Source organism: Allobosea sp. RIT-PG3_2 (assembly GCF_057321085.1).
The window spans coordinates 1,100,772-1,123,704 of record NZ_JBXWCA010000001.1; the positions used below are offsets into that span (position 1 = coordinate 1,100,772).

Consider the following 22,933-nt stretch of genomic DNA (forward strand, 5'->3'; position numbering starts at 1 on the left):
CCGGGGTTCGGGCAGTTCCTCTAACCTGAAGGCCGCGATCAGTCTGCGAATGCAGCGCCGACGCCGTGCCAGATTTGATCCTTTAGCGTGATGAGCGGAGGCGCCGGAATGGTCACGGGCGGCTCGACACGCCTGATGCCATCGGCCACCAAAGTGGCGATAGAGATCTCCCCATCGGTATAATAGAGATCGCCTTCGCCATTCCGACCGAACAGGGTCGGGCCTGCTCCGGAAATCTTGAAGAAGTCCTGGACCATGCCGGCCTTGCCGAGGTCACGCATCAGCATGTCACGCTCGGCATCGATGTTAGGTGCAATGTGGTGCGTCACCTGACCGGTGTCATGGCTGAAGCCTACGCCCCGGTCGAAGGTAACCGAGCCGAGCCAGACTGGCCGCCCACCGTTCCCCTTCTCAAGGACCATCCAGAACCGCACGTGGTGTCGGCGGTCAGCGCTCGTGCCCTCGGGCTTTTCGAACGCGAGCTGTTCTTTTCTTCCATCGTAGTACAGCGAGCTGACAGGCGCGTCATGATAGGGCCGGTCGAGCATCACGCTGCCGACGATCTCGATGCTCGTCCGCAATGTAATCGGGTCGGCCGGATACCAGCCTGCCGCGTGCATGGCGCGCAGGGCGTCATCTTTGCTGCCGACGAACCCAACATTAAGCGCGTCGCCTGGGATACCGCTTGAGGTACGTGTCACCATGGGAAAGGCGGCGAGGCCGGGTTCATGTTCATGGTGCCGCCACAGGAGGGGTAGTATCAGATAGGCCAGCAGCAGGTAGCCGAGCGCACCTGTCAGAACGATCCACCACCGACGCCTGATCGCGATCTGTCCCATTTCTGACGTCACACTCGATTGCAATCACCGCAATCTGCGCGGCCCACCGGCGAAACTCGCTGCCTGTGCAGGCTACTCCCCTGCAAAACGCGCCGTCTATTGTCTCTCGGTGCCCACCTTCGCCTTCAGCGCCGCATGGCAGGCGACCTTTCAGAAGGCGCTGACCAGCGCAAGGCGATCGCAGCGCTCTGGCAACAACTCTATCTGACGTCAGATAGAGGAGAGAAATCCATGAAAAGCGTATGGCGCTGCGGTATTCGAACTCCCCTGACCTGCCGTTAGTGGTAGCGCATGCCACTTTCAGGGGGCCGGACACTGCCGCTATTCCGGAACTCATTCGATGGCGCCCCGGCCCAAAGCCGGCGTCATCGTTTCCGATCTAGAGCGACTGATGGTCACCCGCGCAGCAGTAGCTCGACAAGCGCCTGGGTGTTCTTGGCGTTGTATTTCCTGAGCAGGCGGGTCCGGTAGATGTCCACTGTGCGCGGACTGATATCCAGCGCCTTCGCCACCTCTTTTCCGGTCTTTCCATCGATGAGGAGGGTAGCGACATCTCGCTCCCGTGGAGTCAGGGTCGACCTCAACGACCCACCCGATTGCTGATTTCTGTCCAGTTCCGAAAAGACCCACAGCGTGTGCGCGTGCGCCGGTTCCGGCGTGTAGGTGAAGCCGCTGACCCGAACCCAAAACAAGTCGCCGTCGAGCCGGCGCATGACTCGATCATCCGTGTAGCTGCGCTCGTTGGCCAAGCGCTCGCCGACGCGAGCGCCCGTCTCTTCGTAATCAGACTGCGTGGGATAAAGCCGCTCAAACGTCTCACCGACCATCTCGGCGATTGCGCCGCGGAATATTCGGGCGAACTCGTGGTTGCAGGCCACGATGACCCGCCTCTTGCCGACGGCCAAGCCCACCGGCGCATTCTCGAAGGCCTCCCGATAATCCACGTCCATCGCAGCCAATTCCATGCGCTATTCCGGCTGAAATGCCGCCCGAACACTTAAGTGTTCAACACCTATAGCATTAAGTGTTTAGGTATCATAGCGTCCAGCGATAAGAGCCGAGGTCGCCATGCGGCGTCGAGCAGATGAAGGGTCGGCGAGTTTCGTCGAAGCCCTCGGGGAACCGCGACATTGGACAGCCATGACACACGCCCAGTTGGAGATCGCTGATCTCTCCATCCATTTCGGAGGCATCCGTGCGCTTGATGGCGCCTCCTTCGCGATCCGGCCGGGCATCACGACCGGCCTGATCGGCCCCAACGGCGCCGGCAAGACAACCCTGTTCAATTGCATCTCGGGCCTGACGCCTGGAGCGACCGGAACCATCAGATTCTGCGGGCGCGACATCTCCCGGGCAGCGCCTCAGGCGATTTCGCGAGCAGGATTGGTCCGCTCGTTTCAGCTGGCGCGCGGGTGCGAGAACATGACCGTGTTCGAGCATCTCATGCTCTACGGCCCGCGCCAGCAGGGGGAAGGCCTCCTGAACGCTTTCCTGGGCAGCCTCGAAACGCGCAGGCAGGAGGAGGCGCTCCGCGAGGAGGCGCTCGACATGGCGCGACGTCTCAAGCTCGCACATGTCGTCGACAATCTCGTGACGCGCCTGTCAGGCGGCCAGAAGAAGCTGCTGGAGATCGGCCGCGTTCTTCTCGCGAAGCCGAAGATGATCCTGCTCGACGAACCCATGGCGGGAGTGAATCCGACGCTCGTCCAGGACATCGCCGACCGTCTCGTCGAGATCCGAAAAAGCGGCATCTCGATCGTGTTGATCGAGCACGAAATGGAGCTGATCGAGCGGCTTTGCGACGAAGTCATCGTCATGGCGGGAGGACGCTTCCTGACGCGAGGCAGCTTCTCCGAAATCTCTGGGAACCGTGACGTTCAGGAGAGCTATCTGGGGATCCGGCGCCAATGACCGATCTTACTGTCCGAAGCATCCGCGGCGGCTACCCAAACGCCGAGGAAATCGTAAAGGGCATCGACCTGGATGTCCGGGCTGGCGACCTGACCGTCATCATCGGCCCCAACGGAGCCGGCAAGTCGACCTTCCTGAAACTTGTCGCCGGTCTGCTGAAGCCGACGTCGGGCGAGATCAGCCTGCAAGGAAAAGCCCTCCAACCCGGGAACGCTCAAGCAGCTTGCAGGAGCGGCATGAGCTTCGTTCCCCAGGAGAGAAATGTCTTCGCAAGCCTGACGATCCGCGAAAACCTGGAGATGGGCGGGTATCTTCTTCGCAAGGGGTTGAAGGACCGCATCGACGAGCAGCTATCGCGCTTCCCGCTCCTGAAGACCAAGCTCCGCGACAAGGCCGGGAACCTTTCGGGCGGCCAACGTCAGGTGCTCGCCATGGGCGTCGCGCTCATGACCAGCCCGAGCGTCCTGCTCCTCGACGAGCCTACCGCCGGGCTTTCGCCAGCGGCCGCCGACGAAGTCTTCGAACTTGTCCGCAGCCTGGCGAAGTCGGGCATCGCGGTTCTGATGGTCGAGCAGAACGCTCTCCTCGCACTCGAATACGGAACCAAGGGCCTTGCCCTGGTCGCTGGGCGCAAGGCCCGCGAGGAAACCGCTTCGTCGCTGCTCGCCGACGACGAGGTGCGTCACCTGTTCCTTGGCCGCCGCGAACACGGCCAGGGCGCAAAGCAAAAAACGGAACGAGGGGATCGTCATGAGCAAGTTTGACCGTCGTGATTTCCTGGCCGGCGCCGTGGGCGCCGGCTCTCTCGCGGCCCTTTGGCCGAGGGCGTTGCTGGCCCAGGGCACGCAGCCGATCAGGATCGGTATCGTCATTCCCCTGACCGGGGCGACCAGTCAGTTCGGCGCGACGATGAGCGCCGCGGCGAAGATCGCTGTGAGCGATGTCAATGCAGCCGGAGGCGTAGCGGGCCGTCCCATCGAGGTTCTGATCGAGGATGACCAGAGCAACCCGGAGGCCGCCGTTCGCGCGGCGCGCAAGCTGATCGACGTCGACAAGGTCGTCTCGATCGGCGGCTCATACGCTTCGGCCGTAACCTCGGCGATCGCGCCTCTGTGCTACGACAGCAAGACGGTGCTCTTCACGTCCTCGGGTGCCGACAGCATCACCAAGACGCCGCACAACGGCTACATCTTCCGCACCTCTCCCACCGTGACGCTGCAAGGCACCCGGGTGGGTCAGTACGCGCTGGAACTCGGCGCGAAAAAGATGTTCTTCCTCGGACCGCAGACGCCCTTTGCGCAGTCCTACATCGACATCATCTCGAAGCTGTTCAAGGACGCTGGCGGCTCCGGACAGGGCCTGATCTACGAGGACAAGCGAGCCAGCTATCGCACCGAAGTCGATCAGGCGCTGCGGACGAACCCCGATATCATCGTGCTGGGCGGCTACGTGCCCGATACCTCCGTCGTCCTCAAGGACCTCTATCGCGCCGGCTTCGGCGGCAAGAAGATCGGGTACTCCTTCGGGGTAAACCAGGTTCTGGCCGATGGCGTTCCTCACGAGGTGTCGGAAGGCACAGCCTCCCTCGTACCGTCGGCGTCCGAAGATTCAACTGCCTACAGGATGCTCATCGGCAAGATGGGACGGTCGGCCATCGATAGCTATTCGTGCCAGGTCTACGACCATGTCGTGCTGACGGCCCTGGCGCTTGCTCAGGCTGCCGTCACGTCGCCGAGCGGCACGGCTGTACGCGACGCCGTCAGGGCGATCTCGCAGGACGCGAAGGGCCAAAAGGTCAGCGACGTCGCGCAGGGGCTCAAGTTCATCGCCGACAAGAAGCCGATCAACTACGACGGCCCGAGCGGCCCCCTCGAGTTCGCGGCGAACGGCGACGTCGAAGGCGTCTTCTTCCGGTATGAGCAGGTTCAGAAGGGGAAGATGACCCTTCTGAAGGTTGCCTGAGCGAATTCGGGCAGCGAGCCATGTTCACCGAATTCGCACAGTATATGCTGAACGGCCTGGTGCTGGGAGCGCTCATCGCGCTGCCGGCGCTCGGCCTGACGTTGATCTTCTCAGTGCAGGGGTTCGTCAACTTCAGCGTCGCCGCGCAGATGACCGTTGGCGCGTACGCCGCCTGGTTCGCGGGAGCCCATCTGGGTTGGTCACCTGTCGTGATGCTGCTTTTCGCATTCGTCGTCCCGGGCATGCTGGGTATCGCAACCGATCGTCTCGCGCTCGCTCCCATCCGGCGCCAATCCGGGGCCCACACCGCGCTGATGCTGGCGGTCGTCTCGATCGCGCTCAACCTTGCGATCGAGAATGCGCTTCGCTTCCTCTTCGGGAGCGATCTGAACAGCTTCGATCTCCCGATCGAGCGCAACCTCCAGGTCTGGGGGTTGAGCGTCGGCCCTCAGCAGCTTCGCAATCTGGTGACCGCACTCGTCATCGCCGTCGCGCTCGCTGCATTCTTCTCGCTCACCCGATGGGGCAAGGCGATGCGGGCCGTCGCCGACAATACCGACCTCGCCAGGTTGAAGGGCATCGAGCCGCGCAATCTGTCGAACCTCGCGACGTTCATCGGCATGGGGCTCGCCGGCATCGGCGGCTCCCTGCTGGCGATCGATACGAGCGTCGACCCATCGACCGGCTCGCGGCTGATCCTGATCATCTTCGCGGCGAGCGTCCTCGGCGGATTGACCAGCCTCTACGGGGCCGTTCTGGGCGCCCTGATCATCGGTGTGGCGGGTGAAGTCGCGATGATCGCCATGCCGCCGGTCTATCAGTCCCTCACGGCCTTTCTTGCCATCCTCTTCATCCTTCTGGTGAAGCCGACCGGCCTCTTCGCCGGAGCGGCAGGGGTTCGAAAATGACCTCCTATCTTCTGTTCATCGGGACCATCGCGGCGATCTATGCCCTGCTCTCACTCGGACTCGTCGTGAGCTGGGGCCAAGCAGGCATGGTCAACCTCGGGCTGGTCGGCTTCTTTGGCCTTGGCGCCTATTGCTCGACGCTGCTGACGAAGTTCGGGGCCCCGATCGGCCTTGGGTGGGTTGCGGGAGCTGCACTGGCGGCTGCGATCGGCGTGGGGTTCTGCCTGCTGACTCGAACGCTTCGGGGCGACTATCTCGCCATCGTGACGCTCGGCTTCGGTGAAGGCCTCCGTCTTGTCGAGCTCAACGAGCGTTGGCTCACGGGCGGCAGCGACGGCATCTCGGGTATCCGGGCGCCGTTCAAGGATGCCCTTGGCGAACTGTATCCCTGGTTCTATTTTGCCCTGGCTTGGATCCTTGTCGCGCTGGTCGTCTGGGTCCTATCCCGCGCCCTCAGCAGCCCCTTCGGCCGAGCCCTTCGCGCCGTTCGCGACGATGAGAAGGTCGCCGCCGTTGCAGGCAAGAACGTGCTGCGCCTGAAATGCCAGGCCTTCGGCATCGGCGCGGCTCTTTTCGGTCTGGCCGGGGGCCTCTATGCCCACTTCACAAGCTACATCTCGCCCGACAATTTCGTCGTCCAGCTCACCATCTATATCTTCCTCGCGGTGACGGCAGGCGGCTACAGCAGGTTGGTTGGCGCCGTTTTCGGCTCCCTCGCGGTCATGACGATCCTGGAGTCCTCGCGTTTTGCGGCCGAGTTCATCCCGGGGCTGAGTGCGGTGCAAATCGCGTCGCTCAGGGAGTTCGCCATCGCGGTCGCGTTGATCGTGATCATGCAGCTACGGCCACAGGGCGTTTTCGGCCTCCGAAACGAGCGTGCCGGATCATTCGACGCCGATACTGCGGCTTCCGTGGCGATTGTGCCTGTCCCGTCGAAGTGAGAGCGCCATCATGACAAGCACCTCCAACGCCGGTGCTCCCGGAGACGAATTTGCCGCCATGTTCGCCGCTGCAGGGCTGCCTGGGTTGGCGGCGGCGACCGAAAGGACACGGGGCCGTGAACCCCGTCGTTATCTCAAGCTGACGGGCGCCCGCATCATCGATGGAACCGGTGCTCCGCCCTGGGGGCCGGCGGATCTGATCGTAGAGGACGGCCGGATCCTGGCCCTGGCCAAGACGGGCAAGGCGAAGCTGCCCGAGGCTGTTCGCCCCGAGGATGTCCTGGAGATCGACTGCTCCGGAAAGTTCCTCACGCCGGGTTTCGTCGACTGCCACGCCCATATCGGCGCTCCGTTCCATGCCAGGAACGGACCGCAGCCGTCGGCCGACTACATCTATAAGCTCTGGCTCGGCCACGGGATCACCACCGTGCGCGAGACCGGCTGCTTCAACGGGCTGTCCTGGACGCTGCAGCAGAAGGCTGCCGCGGAGGAGCGTCGTATCGATGCCCCCCGGATCATGGCCTATGCGCCGTTCCCGGCGACGACCGACTACGTCAAGAGCCTGCATACACCGGAACAGGCGGCCGCCTGGGTCGGTGACGTGAAGACGGCCGGTGCCGATGGCGTGAAGTTCTTCGGTGCGCCGCCGGCACTGATGAAGGCGGCGCTCGAAGAGTGCACCCGGCGCGACCTGCGAAGCTGCTGTCACCACTCCCAGCTCGCGGTCGGCCGGATGAACCCGCTACAAACGGCAGGCTGGGGTCTCAGCAGTACCGAGCATTCCTACGGTATCCCTGAGACGCTGCTCGAGAACCAGACGCTGCAGGCCTTTCCGCCGGACTATGATTACGGCGACGAGTATCTGCGTTTCTCGGCGGCAGGCCAGACTTTCATGCAGGCGGCTCGCCCGGGCTCGCCGAAGTGGGAAACGGTCCTTGGCCGTTTTCTAGAGGCGCGCCACAGCTTCGTGCCGACTTTCAACGTCTACGACGCCAACCGCGACCTGATGCGCACGCGGCGGGCCGATTGGCACGAGCGTTTCACCGATCCGACTCTATGGGCCTATTTCCAGCCCCAGCGCGGCGGGCACGGCGCCTATTGGTATCGCTGGTCGACGACGAACGAGATCGAATGGCGGGAAACGTTCCGCCTCTGGATGCGCTTCGTCAACGACTACAAGAACCTCGGCGGCCGCATCGCCGTCGGCAGCGATTCCGGCTTCATGTTCCAGACCTACGGCTTCGGCTATGTCCGGGAGCTGGAGCTTCTGCAGGAGGCCGGGTTCACCCCGCTCGAGGTTCTGCGTTCCGCCACCACCTGTGGCGCCGAGTTGCTGGGCATCGAGCAGGATACCGGCACGCTCGAAATCGGAAAGCGGGCCGATATCCTCATCCACCGAGCCAATCCGCTGAATGATTTCAAGCTGCTCTACGGCACCGGCACGATGCGCCTGAACGACGCGACGAAGTCGGTCGATTGGGACCGGAGCCTTGAGACCGTGATCAAGGGGGGGCTGCTGTATGATCCAGCCGAGCTCCTTGCGGATGTCGAGGCGATGGTTTCGGCAGCCAGGCTGGGGGCGTGATGGATCGCCCTGTCCCAATGACGGACCGACCGGAGTTCATCGTGCTGACGGGCCCTTTGGGATCCGGCAAGACGACGCTGCTCTCGGATTATCTCTCCTTCGCCGACACCTCCGACACAGGCGTTCTCGTCAACGATGCGGGCGTGGTCAACATCGATGGGGCGGTCATCGGTGCCGACCATCGAAACCTTGCGCTCGCCACGCTCGACGGTGGCTGCGTCTGCTGTTCCCTCGGCAATGATTTGCAGGAAGGGATCGATGCCTTGCTGCTGGCGCGGGCGGAACGGCGCCTGGGACCTCCGCGGCGCATCATTCTGGAAACGAGCGGCCTCGCCGAACCCGCCCCGATCGTTCGCTCGCTGCGCGCGATCCGGCAGGTCGGGTTCGATGTCCGCATCGTCGCAACCTTCGACGCGTCGGCACCATTCGTCGGCGACAGCTTCCTTCCGCACTACGCATCACAGCTTGCGGCCGCGCAGACGATCGTGATGACCAAGCTCGATCGACTTTTCCCGCAGGAGTGGGCTTGCTGCGCTGCCGAAGCTCAAAGCTTCAATCCGTTGGCGGCGCAGGTCCTGACGGATCAGCCTCGCGAGCGGGCCCTTTCGGCATTCTCGACGCACGGCGACCCATCCGTTCCCGGGGGAGCTCGCTTCTCGGCGATTGCAGCCTCGGCCTCGCGCATCACGGTAGCCTTCGCGGAATGGAATCCGAATGCATCCTGGAGCTCGATCTCCGAATGGATCGAAAACCTGAGCGGTTTCTTCGGAAGCCGTCTCCTCCGCTTGAAGGGCCTCGTCAGGCCCGAAGGCCATCCGGATCCTGTCCTGATCAACGGCGTCGGCGATGCGTTCTCCCCTCCCCGCCGGATGCGGGTGAAGGACGATGTCGGCCTCGGGCTGATGCTGATCCTGCGCGACGTCACAGCCGACGAGATCTCCCAGCCGTTCTGTGGCGAGAACCTGCCGATGGTGAGGTTTCGATGATCGCGCACGACGACATCCAGGCCTTTCTTGACGTGTCGACGGGAGCGGCAGATGCCGCTGTTTCACCGGCCGCATTCGGCAAGAGCTGCGGATTGTTGCTGTGGGTTTTCCCGCAATTGCGGCGCGAGGCGCGGCACAATGAGGCGCGCGGGAGATGCCGACCGGGCCCGCTGGCACCTCATCGATCGCCATGTCGTTGCCCATAGGCGCCGACCATCGTTTCGCTCCCTCGAAGACAGGACAAGACCGATGAAACTGACGGACTTCAAAGCTCTTACTTTCGACTGCTACGGAACACTGATCGATTGGGAAACGGGCATGTTCGAGGGGCTTAAGCCGCTCACCAGCCGGCTCGCGACTCCGCTCACACGCGATCAGGTGCTGGAAGCGCACGCTCGCCACGAGTCGTCGCAGCAGTTGCAGACGCCGGCGAAGAATTATCGCGACCTCCTGCCGATCGTTTACAAGCGACTGGCCGAGGAGTGGGGCCTCGCCGTGACATGGGGCGAGTGCGTTGCGTATGGGCAGTCGGTCAAGAATTGGCCCGCATTCACCGACTCCGCGGGAGCCCTCCAGTACCTCAAGCGCCATTACAAGCTCGTGATCCTGTCGAACGTGGACGATGAGAGCTTCGCCGCGAGCAACGATAAGCTCCAGGTCGAATTCGATGCGATCTACACGGCTGAGGATATCGGCTCCTACAAGCCGTCCGATCGCAACTTCGAGTACATGCTCAATAAGCTGGAGACACTCGGTATCCAGAAGCACGAGATCCTGCACACCGCCGAGAGCATGTTCCACGACCACGGACCGGCAAACAGACATGGTCTGGCGTCCTGTTGGATCTACCGCCGCTACGCCCAGGACGGGTTCGGCGCGACGATGCATCCCGGCGACATGCCGAAATACGATTTCCGCTTCAACAGCATGGCCGATCTCGCGAAGGCGCATCAGGAAGCGCTTCGCGGCTGAACATGAGGGAATAGCGCGGCAATGGCGGGCGCACCGAGACTTGATCGCATCGACATCAATATTCTCGCGCAGCTCCAGCAGAACGCCAGGTTGACGAATGTCGACCTGGCGGACGCGGTGGGGCTGTCCCCAAGCCCCTGCCTTGCCCGGCTGCGACGGCTGGAGGAAGCCGGCTACGTCGTGAGTTACAATGCCCGCCTCCAACTGGCGAAGCTTATCGACCACATTACCGTCTTCACCGAAGTGACGCTCAACGATCACCGCCGCGAGGACTTCATCAAATTCGAGGTCGAGATCAAGCGGTACGAGGCACTCCAAGAGTGTCACCTGGTGAGCGGTGGGTACGACTATCTACTGAAGTTCGTGACCAAGAACGTCGCGAGATACCAGGAGCTCATGGAGGGCATATTGGAGCGCAATATCGGCATGGAGAAGTACTTCAGCTACATCGTGATCAAGACGATCGTCGATAAGGGTCACGTGCCGGTGAAGTACATTCTCGGCTGACAGGCACGCTGGTCCGCCATCGATCAATTCCGTCATGCGGTCTCGAAGATCACGGACGGCCCGGGACGCACGCCTCCCGACAACCGGTGTTGCCTGGCAGGTCCTAGCCCGGTTCCAAATGCAACCTCAGGAAGATTTCTGACACCATGGATGCCATCGCTCGGGTGCTCTCCAAGCTGCCGCAGGACATCGTTACTTGCGACCAGGACATCGTTGCCACCTACACGACCGACTTCCGGCGGCTTTATACGGGCAGTGCCCGAGCATTGCTGAGGCCCCGGGACACCGCGGAAGTCCAGGCGATCGTCCGCGCCTGTGCTGAAGCGCATGTTCCACTCGTCCCCCAAGGCGGCAACACGAGCTACTGCACCGCGGCCACTCCAAGTCGCAGCGGGGACGAACTCATCGTCAGCCTCGAACGCATGAACCGCGTGCGCGAGCTCGACCCGGGCAACCTTTCGGTGACGGCGGATGCAGGGATCGTCCTCAGCGAGCTTCAGCGGGCGGCCGACGATGCGGATTTATTGCTGCCTCTCTCGCTCGGCTCGCAGCAGTCCTGCCGGATCGGCGGCAACTTGTCGACGAACGCGGGCGGCGTTTCGGTCCTTCGCTACGGCATGGCCCGGGACTTGGTTCTCGGGCTTGAAGTCGTGCTCCCCGATGGCGCGCTCTACAGCGAGCTCAGCCCGCTGCGAAAGAACAACTCGGGTTACGACGTGAAGCAGCTCTTCATCGGCGCGGAGGGCACGCTCGGCATCATCACGGGCGCTTCGCTTAAACTGACCAGGAAGCCTCAGCAGACGATAACCGCGTTCCTTGCGATCAGGCATATCGAGGATCTGAGCGGGATTCTCGATGCCGCCCAGCGCGAAACAGGCGAAGCGATCACCTCCTTCGAATATATCTCGGAGACGTCGCTGCAGCTTCTGCTGGCGTCCCGGCCGGACTTTCGTCGACCCCTCGCTGAACCGGCCGATCACTACGTCCTCATGGAGGCTTCGACCTCGTCGTCGGTGCTCAACCTCGAGGAGGCGAGCACCCAACTGCTCGCGGCATTGATGGAAAGCGGCCTCGTCACCGACGGAACCATCGCCACGAGCGGACAGCAGGCCGCGGACTTCTGGCAATTGCGGGAGAATATCCCGGAAGCCGAAGTCCATCACGGAGGCTCGGTCAAACACGATGTCGCCGTTCGTACGTCCCGTCTCGCGGCATTCGTTCAAGCGGCTTCAAAAATCGCGAACGAGGACCGCCCCGGGGCGATCCTATCCGTCTACGGCCATGTTGGTGACGGTAACGTCCATTTCAACGTCGTCGCACCGAAGGGAGTTTCCGCGCCCGAATTCAAGGCTCGGTTCGAGGAGGAGGTTTCGCCGAAGATCTACGAGCTCGCCTTCGACATGGGCGGGACCTTCAGCGCCGAATATGGAATCGGACGAGTGAAGCTCGATCTGCTAGCCCGGTTCGGAGCCGCGTCGAAGGTCGACATTATGCGCCTCGTCAAGCAAGCTTTGGATCCGAAGGGTCTGATGAATCCAGGAAAAGTGATACCGAACTTCGACTGAGGCCCACCGCACTTGATCACCAGAAGGCCGCGCTCGCGGGCACGCTCCATGACTTGGTGAAACGAGGCGAGTTCTCGTCAGGCGAAATCTTCCAGCTTGCCGACGACCGGGGCTGCGGCGTCGGGATCGACCACGCAGGCACGCCCCGGCGAGACGTTCTCGGCGGTAATCCCGAGGCCGACGAGGTCGGCCGGGATGGCGGCGTCCAGCGCGAAGCTCGCGGCGAGGCGCGCGGCAGCCGCGCCTGCCATCACGCCATTGCCGCCTTGCCCGGCCAGCCAAATGAAACTGGGCTGCTCCGGGTCTCGTCCGATGACGGGTTCATGATCCGGTGCGAATGTGCGCAGCCCGCCCCATTTGTGGCTGACCGTCCTGACCTCCATCGTCGTGCAGCGGTGGATTCGGTCGATCGCAACAGCGACTTCCAATTCGTCGGCCTGTGCGTCGCAGGGAGCAGAAGGAGCCATATCGACGGGCGACACCATGATCCGGCCCGCTTCAGGCTTGAAATAGAACGTCTCGGCGACGTCGAAGGTCATCGGCCAGCCTTGGATCACGCTTCCAGCCGGCGGGTCGAACACGACGGCGGTTCTGCGGAATGGTACGACATTCCGGAACGAGAGACCAGCGAGTTCGGCGATCTCCTGAACCCACCCGCCGGCGGCATTGACCACCACCGGAGCCTCGAAATTGCCCCGAGGGCTGGAGGCCCGCCATGTCCCTTGCGAGTGCTGGAGGGACTGAACCCGGGCGTCGGGGATGAATGTCCCGCCGTTCTTTCGGAGCGCTCTCAGGTAGCCCGTGAGGAGAGCGTTCGTATCGATGTCCTTGCAGTCCGGCTCGTAAAGCGCCGATGCGAATTCGCTGTCTCGGACGACAGGGCAGAACCTGAGGGCCTCCTGGGCCGTGGTCATTTCGATCGTCGCGCCACGGCGGAGCATTTCCTCCGCCTGGGCCTGAAGCTGCGCCTGCTCTCCGTCCCGCGCGAGGAAGAGCGCGCCACGGGGCGTGACGAGCGGTACGTCGGCGAAGCCATCAGGAGGCGTCTCCAGAAAGGCCCGCGACGCCGTCACGAGCCTGCTCCATAGGGCCGGGCCGTAGTTCTCGGACATCACGGCCGCCGACCGGCCCGTCGAGTGGTAGCCGGCGGAAGCCTCCATCTCCAGCACGACAACTTTACCGTGGAGGCTCAGCTCGTAGCCGACCGAAGCACCGGCGATGCCTCCGCCAATGACGATGAAATCCGCAGTTTCCATAGTTTCGCTCCGAATGCTCTCAGACCCACCCTCGCCCGGACAAGCGGATCAGAAGACCTGCTCGCCAAGCCCGACCTCATGGGTCGGCGACAGCAGTTTCACGTCGCCGGCAGCGTCCCGCGCGCCAAGGATCAGGATTTCCGACTGGAAGCCTGCGATGTTCCGGGGCGGCATATTGACGACGCAGGACACCAGACAGCCCATGAGCTCCTCGGCGGCATAACTGGTGATCTGGGCGCTCGACCACTTTCTGCCGATATCCGCGAAATCGACCTCGACCTTGTAGGAAGGGCTTCGGGCGCGTTCGAACGGTAGAACCTGCACGATGCGGCCGATCCGAATGTCGATCTTCGAAAAATCTTCGTAGACGATCTGATCCTTGGTCATTTTCCAGCCTCGCGTATTCGCCTTACAGAGTGCATGGCTTGCGCGGCGGGATCGGCAAGAAGCGAAGGCCTATTCGCGTTTTGCGATCATTGTCGGCGCCCCTTTCAGCAGATCGTGCCGCGGGTCAGCGAAGCGATTGCGGGCGTCGGCCGTCTTCTCGTCGATCAAACAGATTCCCGCGATCCGGAAGCGCCTCGGCGAGGAACCGCAAAAATAGCCACCCTTGAATATGTCGAGGAGCTCAGCACTAACGCGCCCTCCATTCGAACGACGCGCTGGCCCCGACCTTGCGCTCTTGTTGCCTACTGTGCCTGTGCCGAACCGTTTTTGGACATTTGTGTACTGTGCGGGGCCACCATGCCGGTCAAACAAGATCAAGATCGTTCCAAATCGAACTACGATGAGTGCGGCGTCCATCTTCTGAGTGCCTTTTTCTGCTTAACCGGGCGCACAATTGAAGACGAACGTCTGCGCAGGGTCATTGAATTCGCTTTAGTCAATTTGACACAACTGCAAGTCCCGGCTGCTCCCTCAAACGTCGTAGAATTCTGTCGCCGAGATATCCGCGCAGATCATTGAGCACCGTGGTTGCCTGCGCGCGGGGTGTCGCTGAGGACGATCTGACGCTGCGGGCGATCGAGCGATATCGACGATCCCCTGTTGCGTGAGCGTTTGCGCCGGCGGAACTCGCCTGCGGCTTACCCCGTTGTGGCAGCGCTACCGCTGCTTGTTACCAGGCGACGGCAGCGATGGTTCTCTGCCAAGATGATCATCGAAGGCAGCCGGCATCCACCGACACGTGTCGGCTCCCTTCTTCTACCGCCGATCAGGAGGCGAGCCGCGGATGTACCGGCAGCGCCCGATCGGCCGGTAGACCAGGACATTTTGTAACGGCCGTTCGCCGAGCGCGATGACGGTCACAGGCCCGGCATTCCGAATGGAGGCCGGGCCTTATGCTTATGATCGGAGTGCCTGACTTGGGTGGCGAGTAGAGCTACCAGTTGCCCAGCGGGCGCTATGGCGCACCAACGTCACCCGTTGCGCAGCGTTGGGCGTCAAGTTCCAGATGGGCGACCAGTTCCCGATAATCCGCGACCACGGCGATGCTCATCGGCCGATCGGATTTCGCCCAATATTCGAGCGCCATCCATGCCAGTTCATAGGCCTCGCAAACGTCCAGGAATGACTGGCTAGCGGCGACTTCAAAGCGAACCCGCCAGCCAGGCAGACGCAGTTTCAGTCGCGCGCGGCCGCGCTCTTGGATCCGAGTCATCGAGCGGATCTCGGGCAGTGAGGATGAAAGCTTGTAGTTCGTGCGCGCCTGTCGCTCTATTGGCCATGGGGACATCTGCGGCGCCCCCTGCCCCGGACCGCCATAGCCGGCCTAACCGTCTTCACCGGGCGCGGGGTGCAAATGGTCGGCAACGATATCGGAGCAAGTTGCCCGCGGCGGAGTTCATGGAGCGGATGATCAGGTTTTCCAACGGAGCTCGTTAGAGCTGAGGGGTTCTGCGCATGAAGACGCTTTTTGTAACCGCGTTCTGTGCTTTGCTTGCCGGGTGCGCAAGTTATGGCGCGCCTAACGAAGCAAGTACGGTAGTTGTCACGCCCGAGAGCATGCGCACCTATCGCCCTCTACCTCTCGAAGAGCGCCGCGTTTCCATGTGCACGATGAGAGGGCGAGGAGTTTATTGCCGGTGACGACGGAGCCTCAACCGTAGGCTTCTCGGGCATGGCTCGCATAAGCGCTCGTTCGCATCGTCGTTCAGTCCTGGCAACGGGTTAGTCTTGCCAGGTGGCAGCGTGAAATCGCACGCGTCCCGTGGACCGGGGGGCCATCTCAATCGGCAAGTTGCGCGCGCCTCTCGCGCCAGGTCGCGGAGGTCTGCGGCTTGATGAACACGGATGCGATATCCGAGCGCCGTTGCTTGAGCCTCGCCTCGATACGCTCGACACAATCCTCGATATCGGCAGTCGACCTGTCGTCCTTGAATTCCAGGCTGAGCGCCACGACGATCTGAGCCGGGCCGAGGTGAACGGTGGTCATGCCGTTGACGCGCTCGACATCCGGATCGCCGCTGACTGCGGCCATGATCTCCTTCTGGACATGCGGCAGTGCCGCTTCGCCCATCAGCAGCGCCTTGCTTTCGCGAGCCAGGAAGATTGCGGTCATGGCGAGGACGAACCCGATCAGGATCGAGGCGACGCCATCGAGTTCCGGCCGGTCGAAATAGGCCGCAGCCGAAATTCCAAGGAACGCGATGAACAATCCGAGCAGTGCCGCTGTATCCTCGAACAGCACAGTGAAGACGCTGGGGTCCTTGCTCTGCCTGACCGCCGCGAAATAGCTCAGCGATCCCTTGGCCGTGCGGAACTCCTTCAGGGCGACGCGCCAGGAATAGCCCTCGAACAGTGCGGACAGTCCCAGAACGACATAGTTCACCGTCAGATTCGTCGCGTGCTGAGGCGCGATAATATGAGCGACGCCCTCGTAGAAGGAGACGCCCGCGCCGACCGCGAAGACCAGCAGCGCGACGATGAAGCTCCAGAAATAGAGCTCACGCCCATGACCGAAAGGATGGGTCAGATCCGGCGGCCTGGCGGCGCGTTTGAGACCGTGCAGGAGCAGCAGGCCATTGCCGGTATCGACGAGCGAGTGGACGCCCTCCGACAACATGGCCGAGCTGCCGGTCCACGCTGCAGCGACGAACTTCGTCGTGGCGATCAGGAGGTTGCCGACAAGCGCCGCATAGATGACCGTCTTCGAGCCTGAATGCGCCGCCATCTGATCCCCCAGTCCTGCTGGCAACGAACCGAAGGCAGGAGCGGTTCCTATGAAGCGGTTCCGATGGCCTCAGCCCTCGACGAGGTTCATCCAAACCGGCGCGTGGTCGCTCGCCTTCTCCCAGCCCCGCACATGACGATCGACATCCGCCGCCTCGAGGCGCTCAGCCAGTTCGGGGCTAAGCAGCAGATGGTCGAGCCGCAGGCCGGCGTTCCGGCCCCACGCGTTTCGGAAATAGTCCCAGAACGTATAGATGCGCTCGCCGGGGTGCATCTTGCGCAGGGCGTCGGTCCAACCCTGTGCGACGAGATCGTGGAATGCCTGCCGTACCTCTGGCCGGAATAGCGCATCGTCGAGCCAGCGCTCCGGCTTGTAGACGTCGAGCTCTGTCGGCATCACGTTAAAGTCGCCGACCAATGCGACGGGGATCTTATGCGCCAGCAACTCGGCCGCGTAGACCGTCAGACGTTCGAACCAGAGCAACTTGTAGTCGAACTTCGGCCCCGGCGCCGGATTGCCGTTCGGCAGATACAGGCAGCCGATCAAGACCCCCTTCACAGCAGCTTCAATATATCGGCTCTGCGTATCCTCCTCGTCGCCAGGCAGGCCCCGGCGCGTTTCGATAGGATCTGCCCCACGGGCAAGGATCGCGACGCCGTTCCAGCTCTTCTGGCCATGCCAGATTGCGCCATATCCGGCATCGCGGATCGCAGCTTCGGGAAACTTGCCTTGCGGGGCCTTGAGTTCCTGAAGGCAGACAACATCGGGTTCTGCGTCGGCCAGCCAGCGCAGCAGCACGGAGAGCCGGCCATTGATCCCGTTGACGTTAAAGGTGGCGATTTTCATCGGCGCGCCGGTTCCGACTCTGGCCGTTCGACTGCATGAGGCGCGGGCCTTTCGGTTGATCGTGCCTACCGCCGTGCTGGGTGCGATCTATCCGGGTTGACCGACTTGTCGGACATCCGTTCCCCGCTCTTTCAGGCGCCGTTCCGGTCGGCTTGCACCTCAAGCTGCCCTCCCCTCGGGATTGGCAATTCGTATCAGGCTCTCAAGCTGGGGGCCGTTGATCGCAATATCGCCGGTTGCAGCGTGGATATGCACATCCGGCAAAGGCTCATCGCGGTTTTCATCCGCAAGGGACCGCAGACACTCTCGCAGTGAGGAGAAGTGCCGGGCAGGTGTCTCCGACACCCAGAACTGCGCCGTACACTCCGTATTGCCGTGCTCGCGAAGAACGTCGAACGCTGTATCCGTCGTCATTCTCGGTCTCCGTCAGATTGCGCTGTGAAGCAGTGCGCTTCAATGCAAACCAAAGCGCCGATCGGCTGTTCCCTCTATGGCCGGCTCATCTATCTCCGCGTGATCGCGGACCGCTTTGGATTCTATCAAGGGACACTGGTCTGGTGCCCTTCTAGTCGACTGGCGATGCTCTTATGCTAGCGACTCGCGAGACTTGCCGCGTGCGGGCCCCGCCCGCCTGCCGCTGGAGCAACGGGAAACACTTGGACTATGCAATCGCGAGCGAGTCATGCGCTGATCGGATTGTTCACGCTCGCGTTCGTGGCTGCGCTGTTGGGCGGCGCCTATTGGTTCAGCAGCGGTGGCAACGAGACCGTCAACGTTCGTCTGATCTTCAACGGCAAGGTTTCCGGTTTGGGGCGGGGATCGAGCGTGCTCTTCAATGGGCTGCGAGTTGGCGAGGTGACGCAGATCGAAATTCAGCCGGATAATCCGCGCCAGATCTCTGCCGTGATCAAAGTCAATCGATCGGCGCCGTTGCGGGTCGATACAAGCGCCCGTCTCGAAGGGCAGGGCTTGGCCGGGGTCGTCGCCGTTCAGCTCCGCGGCGGCGATCCGCACTCCGCTGCATTGACCGTACAGGCAGGCCAAGCCCTGCCCATCATCATAGCCGAACCTTCCGACGACATCTTTGAGAAGGTGAACTCGATTGCGAAGAGCGTCGACGGGGCGATTGGCGGCATCGAGAGCGCTATCGAGGCAAATGCCGGACCGGTCGGCGACACGATCAAAAACGTGGAACAGTTCTCGGCTGCACTGGGCGACAATTCGGAGAGCGTCGACAAGTTGATGAAAAACATCGGCGCTGTCGCGGAGTTCATCGCTCCGCTTCCAGATAAGCTCGGGGCGTTTAGCGAAGGCGTAACAGAGACTATGCGCTCGGTTGACCGAGATAATATCGTCTCGGTTATCGAAAGGTCCGAGAAATTTACCGCAACCCTGGAGGGTGCCGCTACCGATGTGAGCAAGACGCTCAAGAACGTCGCATCCGTGAGCGAGAAGCTCAACAGGGCAGCCGACCAAGTGGACGGCGTATTGAAAGGCGCGCAGTCCTTTCTCAACACCGCCGCTGGCCAGAACGGGCGGAGCGCCTTCGACGACGTCGCCGATGCCGCGAAATCCATCCGTGCGCTCGCGGATAGCCTCGATAAGCGCAGCGCAGAGATTACCGCCGAAATTGCCCGCTTCGCCGGCGGCGCGCTGCAGAGTATCGAAAATTTGACGACAGACGGCGGGCGCAGACTTAAGGGCTTTAGCCGCACCTTGCGCGAAGTCGATCGGAATCCGCAGGGCCTCATTTTTGGCAGTAAGCCCCAGATTCCTCAATATAACGGCCCGCGCTGATGCAGGGTCTCTCCGCCATAACTCAAAGGAAGCTGACGCCCCGCCCGAAAGCAGACTTCCAGAGCTCCCGTGTCCGCATGACCGAAAACCGATTCAACTCAACGGGGGGATCAATGCCCCGTCCCGGCCTGGCATCTTTCATTTGAAGAATCGAGCGCTTCCGCTTGGCGTTCCGTCGAGACGCTGGAGATCCGTCGTGCAAGCGGGGAAGGAGGACTGATCGCTCGGTTCAGATCGGCGCGAGCCCCCGGTAGCGCCGGAAAACGCTCTGTGTGCCGGCCGAGAAGATGACGACCTCGTAGGTATCGGGCGCCTGTCCGCGCACTTCCATACCGGGCGAGCCGATGGGCATGCCCGCGACGGCGAGGCCGGTCGCCCTGGGGCGCTCGACCAGCAGGCGCTTGATCGCCTCGGCAGGCACATGACCCTCCACGACATAGCCGCCGATCTCCGCGGTATGGCATGAGGCGAGAGCGTCGGGCACGCCGAGCTTCGTCTTGAGCGGTGCGACGTCCGCGATCTCGATCACCTCGACCGGGAAGCCGGCGGCCTTTACATGCGCAACCCAATTGCCGCAGCAGCCGCAATTGGGATCGCGTGTGACGATCATCTTCGGCAAGGCCTCGGCACCGATGGCGGGACGCCACAGCAAGAAGCCGGCGGCCGCCTGTGCCAGGCCAAGGGTCAACGCGCGACGGGAGAGCGAAAATTCCTGCATCACCATGATCTTCCCTGTTCTGCCGCCATTTCTGCCTTGTTGACGAGCCGGCCGCTTGGGCCGGCTCGCTTGAGGTCAACCGACCCGTTCAGGGCCGGGCGTATAGCCCGCCGCGGAGACGGCGGCCTTGATCGCGGCGTAGTCGCTCGAGCCCAGCACGCTCACGCGCTTGGAGCCGGGGTCGGCGGTCACGCTCGTTCCCGGCAGCCTGGTCTCGATGGCGCCCTTGATCGTGCCGGCGCAGTGGCCGCAGGTCATGTCCTCGACCTGGAAGGTCACGGCGTCGCCGGACGGCGCGATCATCTCGGCTGCGGGTTTGGCATGCTGTTGGCAGCAGGACATCTCTGCATCATCCTTTCGGTGTGGCTACTGCAGGAGCCTGCTCCTTCCCATCGTGGGAAGGTCAAGCGGCTTCTGCTAGCGATCGCGGTCGTTGATCGGGGGGCTCGGACTGCACCGACCTCCCCTGCAGACGATGACGATGGTCTTGTGCGAGGTGCCGAGGCAGTTGGCCCGATAGGCCACGAGATCGCGCTGCTGCATGGCGATTTCGATCCGCGGCTCGATGCAGCCGTTTTCGAGCAGGAGCCTTTGCAGATCACCATCGGAGGCCAGAGCCGCAGAGCCGATTGCAAGCGCACCCAGGATGATCGGAACGACGCGAGAAGGGCGGGCGTATCGAGACCGCCCGCCTGGCTCGTGCCCCGTCACTTCGCTTTCTGGAGCTTGGTCACGGTGATCTGGCCGTTGACGCGGTCGGCGTCGAACTTGATCCTGGTTCCGGCCTTCAGCCCTTTCAGCATGCCCAGATCGCCGGCGCGGAACACCATGGTCATGGCGTCCATGTCGAGATTCTTGATCGGGCCGTGATTGATGGTGAGCTTGCCCTGGGCCTCGTCGATTTTGGTGACGGTGCCGCTGACCGACTGTGCGGCGGCCGGCAGCGCGGTAACCAGGAAGGTCAGGATGGCGGCGGTCTTCAGCATGGGGACTTTCCTTTGTCTGAGCTCGTTCACTTGACGATGATCTTGCCGGTCATGCCGGCTTCGCGATGGCCGGGAATCAGGCAGGAGAAGTCGAACTCGCCCGCTTTGGTGAAGGCCCAGACGATCTCCCCGGTCTTTTTCGGCGCGAGCCGCTTGGCGTTCGGGTCGTCATGCTCCATGTCGGGATTCTTCTGCATCTCGACGGCGTGCTTGAGGTTCTCCTCCAGCGTCGCCAGGACCAGTTCGTGATCGAGTTCGCCATTGTTGCGGAGTTGGAAGCGGACCTGCTCGCCACGCCGGACCTCGACCCGGTCGGGAATGAAGGCCATCTTGCCGTCCCTCTCGCTCATCACGACCTGCACGGTGCGGGCGGGCTTCTTGGGGTCGCCGGGCTTGCCATAGGCCGTCTCGTCGCCATGGCTGTGGCCGCCCGCGCCGGGGCCGGCCAAGGCTGCGCCGGCCGACATCAAGACGGCGATCACAGCCAGTTTGAACGTTGCTGTCTTCATGGAGCGCTCCAGGAGTGAGTGTGCTTCGCTGCTGCTTCAGTGGATGGAATGCGGGTTCTTGGCGGCACGCGGCTTGCCGTTGGGTCCGAGGCTCGGCTTGCGGGGGTCCTTGGCCCGCCATTCGGCAGGCTGGACGCCGCTGTCGGGCGGGCTCGCGCGCTGCGCTTCGCCGAGCTTCGCACCCTTGAGCTCGTAGGCGACGGTTCCCTCCGGGTGCCTGAACCAGCCGGGGTCCTTGTAGTCGTTCTTCGCCAGCCCCTCGCGGACCTTCACCACCGAGAACATGCCGCCCATCTCGACCGGGCCGAATTGCGCGAAGCCACTCATCATCGGCAGCGTGTTTTCGGGAAGGGGCATCTCCATCGCGCCCATTTCGCCCATGCCGTTCGAGCCCATCGGCATGTAGCCGGGCGCGATCTTGGCGATGCGCTTCGCCAGATCCTTCTTGTTCACGCCGATATAATTCTTCACCGAATGCCCCATGGCATTCATCGTGTGGTGCGATTTGTGGCAGTGGATCGCCCAGTCGCCCGGCTCGTCGGCGACGAAGTCGAAGGCGCGCATCTGGCCGACTGCGACGTCGATCGAGACCTCGTCCCAGGCCGCGGCCGGGTCGACCCAGCCGCCATCGGTGCAGGAGACCTTGAACTCGTAGCCATGCATATGGATCGGATGGTTCGTCATGGTCAGGTTGCCGAAGCGGATGCGGACCTTGTCGTTCTTGCCGACGACGAACGGATCGAGGCCCGGGAACACGCGGCTGTTCCAGCACCACATGTTGAACTCGGTCATCTCCGCGACGCGCGGCACATAGGAACCGGGCTCGATATCGAAGGCGTTGAGCAGGAAGACGAAGTCGCGATCGACTCGGCGGAAGGCCGGGTCCTTGGGATGGACGACGAAGAAGCCCATCATGCCCATCGCCATCTGCACCATCTCGTCCGAGTGCGGGTGGTACATGAAGGTGCCCGAGCGCCTGAGCAGGAACTCGTAGACGAAGGTCTTGCCGGGCGGGATATGCGGCTGGGTCAGCCCACCGACGCCGTCCATGCCATTGGGCAGGCGCTGTCCGTGCCAGTGGACGGCCGTGTTCTCCGGCAGCTTGTTGGTGACGTAGATGCGGACCTTGTCGCCCTCGACCGCCTCGATGGTCGGCCCAGGCGACTGGCCGTTATAGCCCCAGAGATAGGCTTTCATGCCGGGAGCGAGCTCTCGCACCACAGGTTCGGCGACGAGATGGAATTCCTTCCAGTCGCCATTCATCCGCCAGGGCAGCGACCAGCCGTTCAGGGTCGCGACCGGCTGATAGTCCGGCCCTGTGGTCGGCACCAGCGGCGCCTGCGTCGCCGCCTCCGCCATGGTCGGCGCCTCCGGCACGGCGGCGAAGGCGGTGCGCCCGGATACGGCGGCCGCGCCGGCCAGCACGAGCCCGGATGAACCGATGAAGCCTCTGCGGGATAGGGATGTCATGTC

Annotated in this window: 24 protein-coding genes; 11 read left to right on the forward strand and 13 right to left on the reverse strand. The window is 62.7% G+C overall.

Annotated elements, in window-relative coordinates:
• Positions 1-38 precede the first annotated feature (38 nt).
• Together AC2FAN_RS05050 and AC2FAN_RS05055 are read right to left on the reverse strand one after the other, a co-directional pair.
• Positions 39-839 (reverse strand): LssY C-terminal domain-containing protein, encoded by an 801-nt coding sequence (locus AC2FAN_RS05050; protein WP_485172933.1) that lies wholly within the window; start codon positions 837-839, stop codon positions 39-41.
• Between the two features lie 395 nt (positions 840-1,234).
• Positions 1,235-1,804: a helix-turn-helix transcriptional regulator gene (locus AC2FAN_RS05055; protein WP_485172934.1), complete on the reverse strand. Its 570-nt coding sequence runs from the start codon at positions 1,802-1,804 to the stop codon at positions 1,235-1,237.
• Positions 1,805-1,979: 175 nt separating this feature from the next.
• Between AC2FAN_RS05055 and AC2FAN_RS05060 the strand changes: the two genes are divergently transcribed.
• The 10 genes from AC2FAN_RS05060 to AC2FAN_RS05105 all read left to right on the forward strand — a co-directional run bounded on the left by AC2FAN_RS05060 (position 1,980) and on the right by AC2FAN_RS05105 (position 12,176).
• Complete coding sequence (locus tag AC2FAN_RS05060) at positions 1,980-2,750, forward strand: ABC transporter ATP-binding protein (RefSeq protein ID WP_485172935.1); 771 nt, start codon at positions 1,980-1,982, stop codon at positions 2,748-2,750.
• Complete coding sequence (locus AC2FAN_RS05065; protein WP_485172936.1) at positions 2,747-3,514, forward strand: ABC transporter ATP-binding protein; 768 nt, start codon at positions 2,747-2,749, stop codon at positions 3,512-3,514. Before AC2FAN_RS05060 ends, AC2FAN_RS05065 begins: the two co-directional genes overlap by 4 nt.
• Positions 3,444-4,712 (forward strand): ABC transporter substrate-binding protein, encoded by a 1,269-nt coding sequence (locus AC2FAN_RS05070; RefSeq protein ID WP_485172937.1) that lies wholly within the window; start codon positions 3,444-3,446, stop codon positions 4,710-4,712. The genes AC2FAN_RS05065 and AC2FAN_RS05070 overlap by 71 nt, the downstream gene beginning before the upstream one ends.
• Before the next feature lie 20 nt (positions 4,713-4,732).
• A complete protein-coding gene (locus AC2FAN_RS05075; protein ID WP_485172938.1) occupies positions 4,733-5,620 on the forward strand; it encodes a branched-chain amino acid ABC transporter permease in 888 nt (295 codons plus the stop codon).
• On the forward strand, positions 5,617-6,561 hold the full coding sequence (locus AC2FAN_RS05080) for a branched-chain amino acid ABC transporter permease (protein WP_485172939.1): 945 nt from the start codon (positions 5,617-5,619) through the stop codon (positions 6,559-6,561). The genes AC2FAN_RS05075 and AC2FAN_RS05080 overlap by 4 nt, the downstream gene beginning before the upstream one ends.
• A 10-nt stretch (positions 6,562-6,571) precedes the next feature.
• Positions 6,572-8,146 (forward strand): amidohydrolase family protein, encoded by a 1,575-nt coding sequence (locus AC2FAN_RS05085; protein WP_485172940.1) that lies wholly within the window; start codon positions 6,572-6,574, stop codon positions 8,144-8,146.
• Positions 8,147-8,163: 17 nt separating this feature from the next.
• Positions 8,164-9,132 carry a CobW family GTP-binding protein gene (locus AC2FAN_RS05090; protein WP_485172941.1) on the forward strand — a complete coding sequence of 323 codons (969 nt, stop codon included), beginning with the start codon at positions 8,164-8,166 and terminating at the stop codon, positions 9,130-9,132.
• Between the two features lie 249 nt (positions 9,133-9,381).
• Entirely contained in the window at positions 9,382-10,104 is a 723-nt protein-coding gene (locus AC2FAN_RS05095) for a haloacid dehalogenase type II (RefSeq protein WP_485172942.1), read from the forward strand.
• Positions 10,105-10,125: 21 nt separating this feature from the next.
• Positions 10,126-10,611 carry an Lrp/AsnC family transcriptional regulator gene (locus tag AC2FAN_RS05100; RefSeq protein ID WP_476807827.1) on the forward strand — a complete coding sequence of 162 codons (486 nt, stop codon included), beginning with the start codon at positions 10,126-10,128 and terminating at the stop codon, positions 10,609-10,611.
• Between the two features lie 146 nt (positions 10,612-10,757).
• Positions 10,758-12,176 (forward strand): FAD-binding oxidoreductase, encoded by a 1,419-nt coding sequence (locus tag AC2FAN_RS05105; RefSeq protein ID WP_485172943.1) that lies wholly within the window; start codon positions 10,758-10,760, stop codon positions 12,174-12,176.
• Positions 12,177-12,253: 77 nt separating this feature from the next.
• On the opposite strand, the gene AC2FAN_RS05110 is transcribed toward AC2FAN_RS05105, so the two are convergent.
• The 6 genes from AC2FAN_RS05110 to AC2FAN_RS05135 form a co-directional block, all read right to left on the reverse strand.
• Positions 12,254-13,432: an NAD(P)/FAD-dependent oxidoreductase gene (locus AC2FAN_RS05110; protein WP_485172944.1), complete on the reverse strand. Its 1,179-nt coding sequence runs from the start codon at positions 13,430-13,432 to the stop codon at positions 12,254-12,256.
• Between the two features lie 48 nt (positions 13,433-13,480).
• The gene (locus AC2FAN_RS05115; protein WP_485172945.1) at positions 13,481-13,819 is read right to left on the reverse strand and encodes a tRNA-binding protein; all 339 of its coding nucleotides are present in this window, start codon (positions 13,817-13,819) and stop codon (positions 13,481-13,483) included.
• Positions 13,820-14,834: 1,015 nt separating this feature from the next.
• Entirely contained in the window at positions 14,835-15,092 is a 258-nt protein-coding gene (locus AC2FAN_RS05120) for a hypothetical protein (protein WP_485172946.1), read from the reverse strand.
• A gap of 567 nt (positions 15,093-15,659) precedes the next feature.
• Positions 15,660-16,604 (reverse strand): cation diffusion facilitator family transporter, encoded by a 945-nt coding sequence (locus tag AC2FAN_RS05125; protein ID WP_485172947.1) that lies wholly within the window; start codon positions 16,602-16,604, stop codon positions 15,660-15,662.
• A 69-nt stretch (positions 16,605-16,673) separates the two neighbouring features.
• The gene (gene xth, locus AC2FAN_RS05130) at positions 16,674-17,450 is read right to left on the reverse strand and encodes an exodeoxyribonuclease III (protein WP_485172948.1); all 777 of its coding nucleotides are present in this window, start codon (positions 17,448-17,450) and stop codon (positions 16,674-16,676) included.
• 159 nt (positions 17,451-17,609) lie between these two features.
• Complete coding sequence (locus tag AC2FAN_RS05135; protein ID WP_485172949.1) at positions 17,610-17,864, reverse strand: hypothetical protein; 255 nt, start codon at positions 17,862-17,864, stop codon at positions 17,610-17,612.
• A 249-nt stretch (positions 17,865-18,113) separates the two neighbouring features.
• On the opposite strand from AC2FAN_RS05135, the gene AC2FAN_RS05140 reads away from it, so the two are divergent.
• Positions 18,114-19,247, forward strand: a complete 1,134-nt coding sequence (locus tag AC2FAN_RS05140; protein WP_265052550.1) for an MlaD family protein — start codon at positions 18,114-18,116, stop codon at positions 19,245-19,247.
• 229 nt (positions 19,248-19,476) lie between these two features.
• Here the strand turns inward: AC2FAN_RS05140 and AC2FAN_RS05145 are convergent, their stop codons facing one another.
• The 5 genes from AC2FAN_RS05145 to AC2FAN_RS05165 all read right to left on the reverse strand — a co-directional run bounded on the left by AC2FAN_RS05145 (position 19,477) and on the right by AC2FAN_RS05165 (position 22,930).
• Positions 19,477-19,965 carry a DUF411 domain-containing protein gene (locus tag AC2FAN_RS05145; protein ID WP_485172950.1) on the reverse strand — a complete coding sequence of 163 codons (489 nt, stop codon included), beginning with the start codon at positions 19,963-19,965 and terminating at the stop codon, positions 19,477-19,479.
• Between the two features lie 75 nt (positions 19,966-20,040).
• Positions 20,041-20,307, reverse strand: a complete 267-nt coding sequence (locus AC2FAN_RS05150) for a heavy-metal-associated domain-containing protein (protein ID WP_485172951.1) — start codon at positions 20,305-20,307, stop codon at positions 20,041-20,043.
• 365 nt (positions 20,308-20,672) lie between these two features.
• A complete protein-coding gene (locus AC2FAN_RS05155) occupies positions 20,673-20,951 on the reverse strand; it encodes a copper-binding protein (protein WP_485172952.1) in 279 nt (92 codons plus the stop codon).
• Between the two features lie 26 nt (positions 20,952-20,977).
• Positions 20,978-21,460, reverse strand: a complete 483-nt coding sequence (locus AC2FAN_RS05160; protein ID WP_485172953.1) for a cupredoxin domain-containing protein — start codon at positions 21,458-21,460, stop codon at positions 20,978-20,980.
• 36 nt (positions 21,461-21,496) lie between these two features.
• Positions 21,497-22,930, reverse strand: a complete 1,434-nt coding sequence (locus tag AC2FAN_RS05165; protein WP_485172954.1) for a multicopper oxidase family protein — start codon at positions 22,928-22,930, stop codon at positions 21,497-21,499.
• Positions 22,931-22,933 lie beyond the last annotated feature (3 nt).

Bases quoted from the DNA above. Each gene is read 5' to 3' on its own strand.
- AC2FAN_RS05050 (WP_485172933.1), bottom strand. From the start codon at position 839: ATGGGACAGATCGCGATCAGGCGTCGGTGGTGGATCGTTCTGACAGGT.
- AC2FAN_RS05055 (WP_485172934.1), bottom strand. From the start codon at position 1,804: ATGGAATTGGCTGCGATGGACGTGGATTATCGGGAGGCCTTCGAGAAT.
- AC2FAN_RS05060 (WP_485172935.1), top strand. From the start codon at position 1,980: ATGACACACGCCCAGTTGGAGATCGCTGATCTCTCCATCCATTTCGGA.
- AC2FAN_RS05065 (WP_485172936.1), top strand. From the start codon at position 2,747: ATGACCGATCTTACTGTCCGAAGCATCCGCGGCGGCTACCCAAACGCC.
- AC2FAN_RS05075 (WP_485172938.1), top strand. From the start codon at position 4,733: ATGTTCACCGAATTCGCACAGTATATGCTGAACGGCCTGGTGCTGGGA.
- AC2FAN_RS05080 (WP_485172939.1), top strand. From the start codon at position 5,617: ATGACCTCCTATCTTCTGTTCATCGGGACCATCGCGGCGATCTATGCC.
- AC2FAN_RS05085 (WP_485172940.1), top strand. From the start codon at position 6,572: ATGACAAGCACCTCCAACGCCGGTGCTCCCGGAGACGAATTTGCCGCC.
- AC2FAN_RS05090 (WP_485172941.1), top strand. From the start codon at position 8,164: ATGACGGACCGACCGGAGTTCATCGTGCTGACGGGCCCTTTGGGATCC.
- AC2FAN_RS05095 (WP_485172942.1), top strand. From the start codon at position 9,382: ATGAAACTGACGGACTTCAAAGCTCTTACTTTCGACTGCTACGGAACA.
- AC2FAN_RS05100 (WP_476807827.1), top strand. From the start codon at position 10,126: ATGGCGGGCGCACCGAGACTTGATCGCATCGACATCAATATTCTCGCG.
- AC2FAN_RS05105 (WP_485172943.1), top strand. From the start codon at position 10,758: ATGGATGCCATCGCTCGGGTGCTCTCCAAGCTGCCGCAGGACATCGTT.
- AC2FAN_RS05110 (WP_485172944.1), bottom strand. From the start codon at position 13,432: ATGGAAACTGCGGATTTCATCGTCATTGGCGGAGGCATCGCCGGTGCT.
- AC2FAN_RS05115 (WP_485172945.1), bottom strand. From the start codon at position 13,819: ATGACCAAGGATCAGATCGTCTACGAAGATTTTTCGAAGATCGACATT.
- AC2FAN_RS05120 (WP_485172946.1), bottom strand. From the start codon at position 15,092: ATGACTCGGATCCAAGAGCGCGGCCGCGCGCGACTGAAACTGCGTCTG.
- AC2FAN_RS05125 (WP_485172947.1), bottom strand. From the start codon at position 16,604: ATGGCGGCGCATTCAGGCTCGAAGACGGTCATCTATGCGGCGCTTGTC.
- xth (WP_485172948.1), bottom strand. From the start codon at position 17,450: ATGAAAATCGCCACCTTTAACGTCAACGGGATCAATGGCCGGCTCTCC.
- AC2FAN_RS05135 (WP_485172949.1), bottom strand. From the start codon at position 17,864: ATGACGACGGATACAGCGTTCGACGTTCTTCGCGAGCACGGCAATACG.
- AC2FAN_RS05140 (WP_265052550.1), top strand. From the start codon at position 18,114: ATGCAATCGCGAGCGAGTCATGCGCTGATCGGATTGTTCACGCTCGCG.
- AC2FAN_RS05145 (WP_485172950.1), bottom strand. From the start codon at position 19,965: ATGCAGGAATTTTCGCTCTCCCGTCGCGCGTTGACCCTTGGCCTGGCA.
- AC2FAN_RS05150 (WP_485172951.1), bottom strand. From the start codon at position 20,307: ATGTCCTGCTGCCAACAGCATGCCAAACCCGCAGCCGAGATGATCGCG.
- AC2FAN_RS05155 (WP_485172952.1), bottom strand. From the start codon at position 20,951: ATGCTGAAGACCGCCGCCATCCTGACCTTCCTGGTTACCGCGCTGCCG.
- AC2FAN_RS05160 (WP_485172953.1), bottom strand. From the start codon at position 21,460: ATGAAGACAGCAACGTTCAAACTGGCTGTGATCGCCGTCTTGATGTCG.
- AC2FAN_RS05165 (WP_485172954.1), bottom strand. From the start codon at position 22,930: ATGACATCCCTATCCCGCAGAGGCTTCATCGGTTCATCCGGGCTCGTG.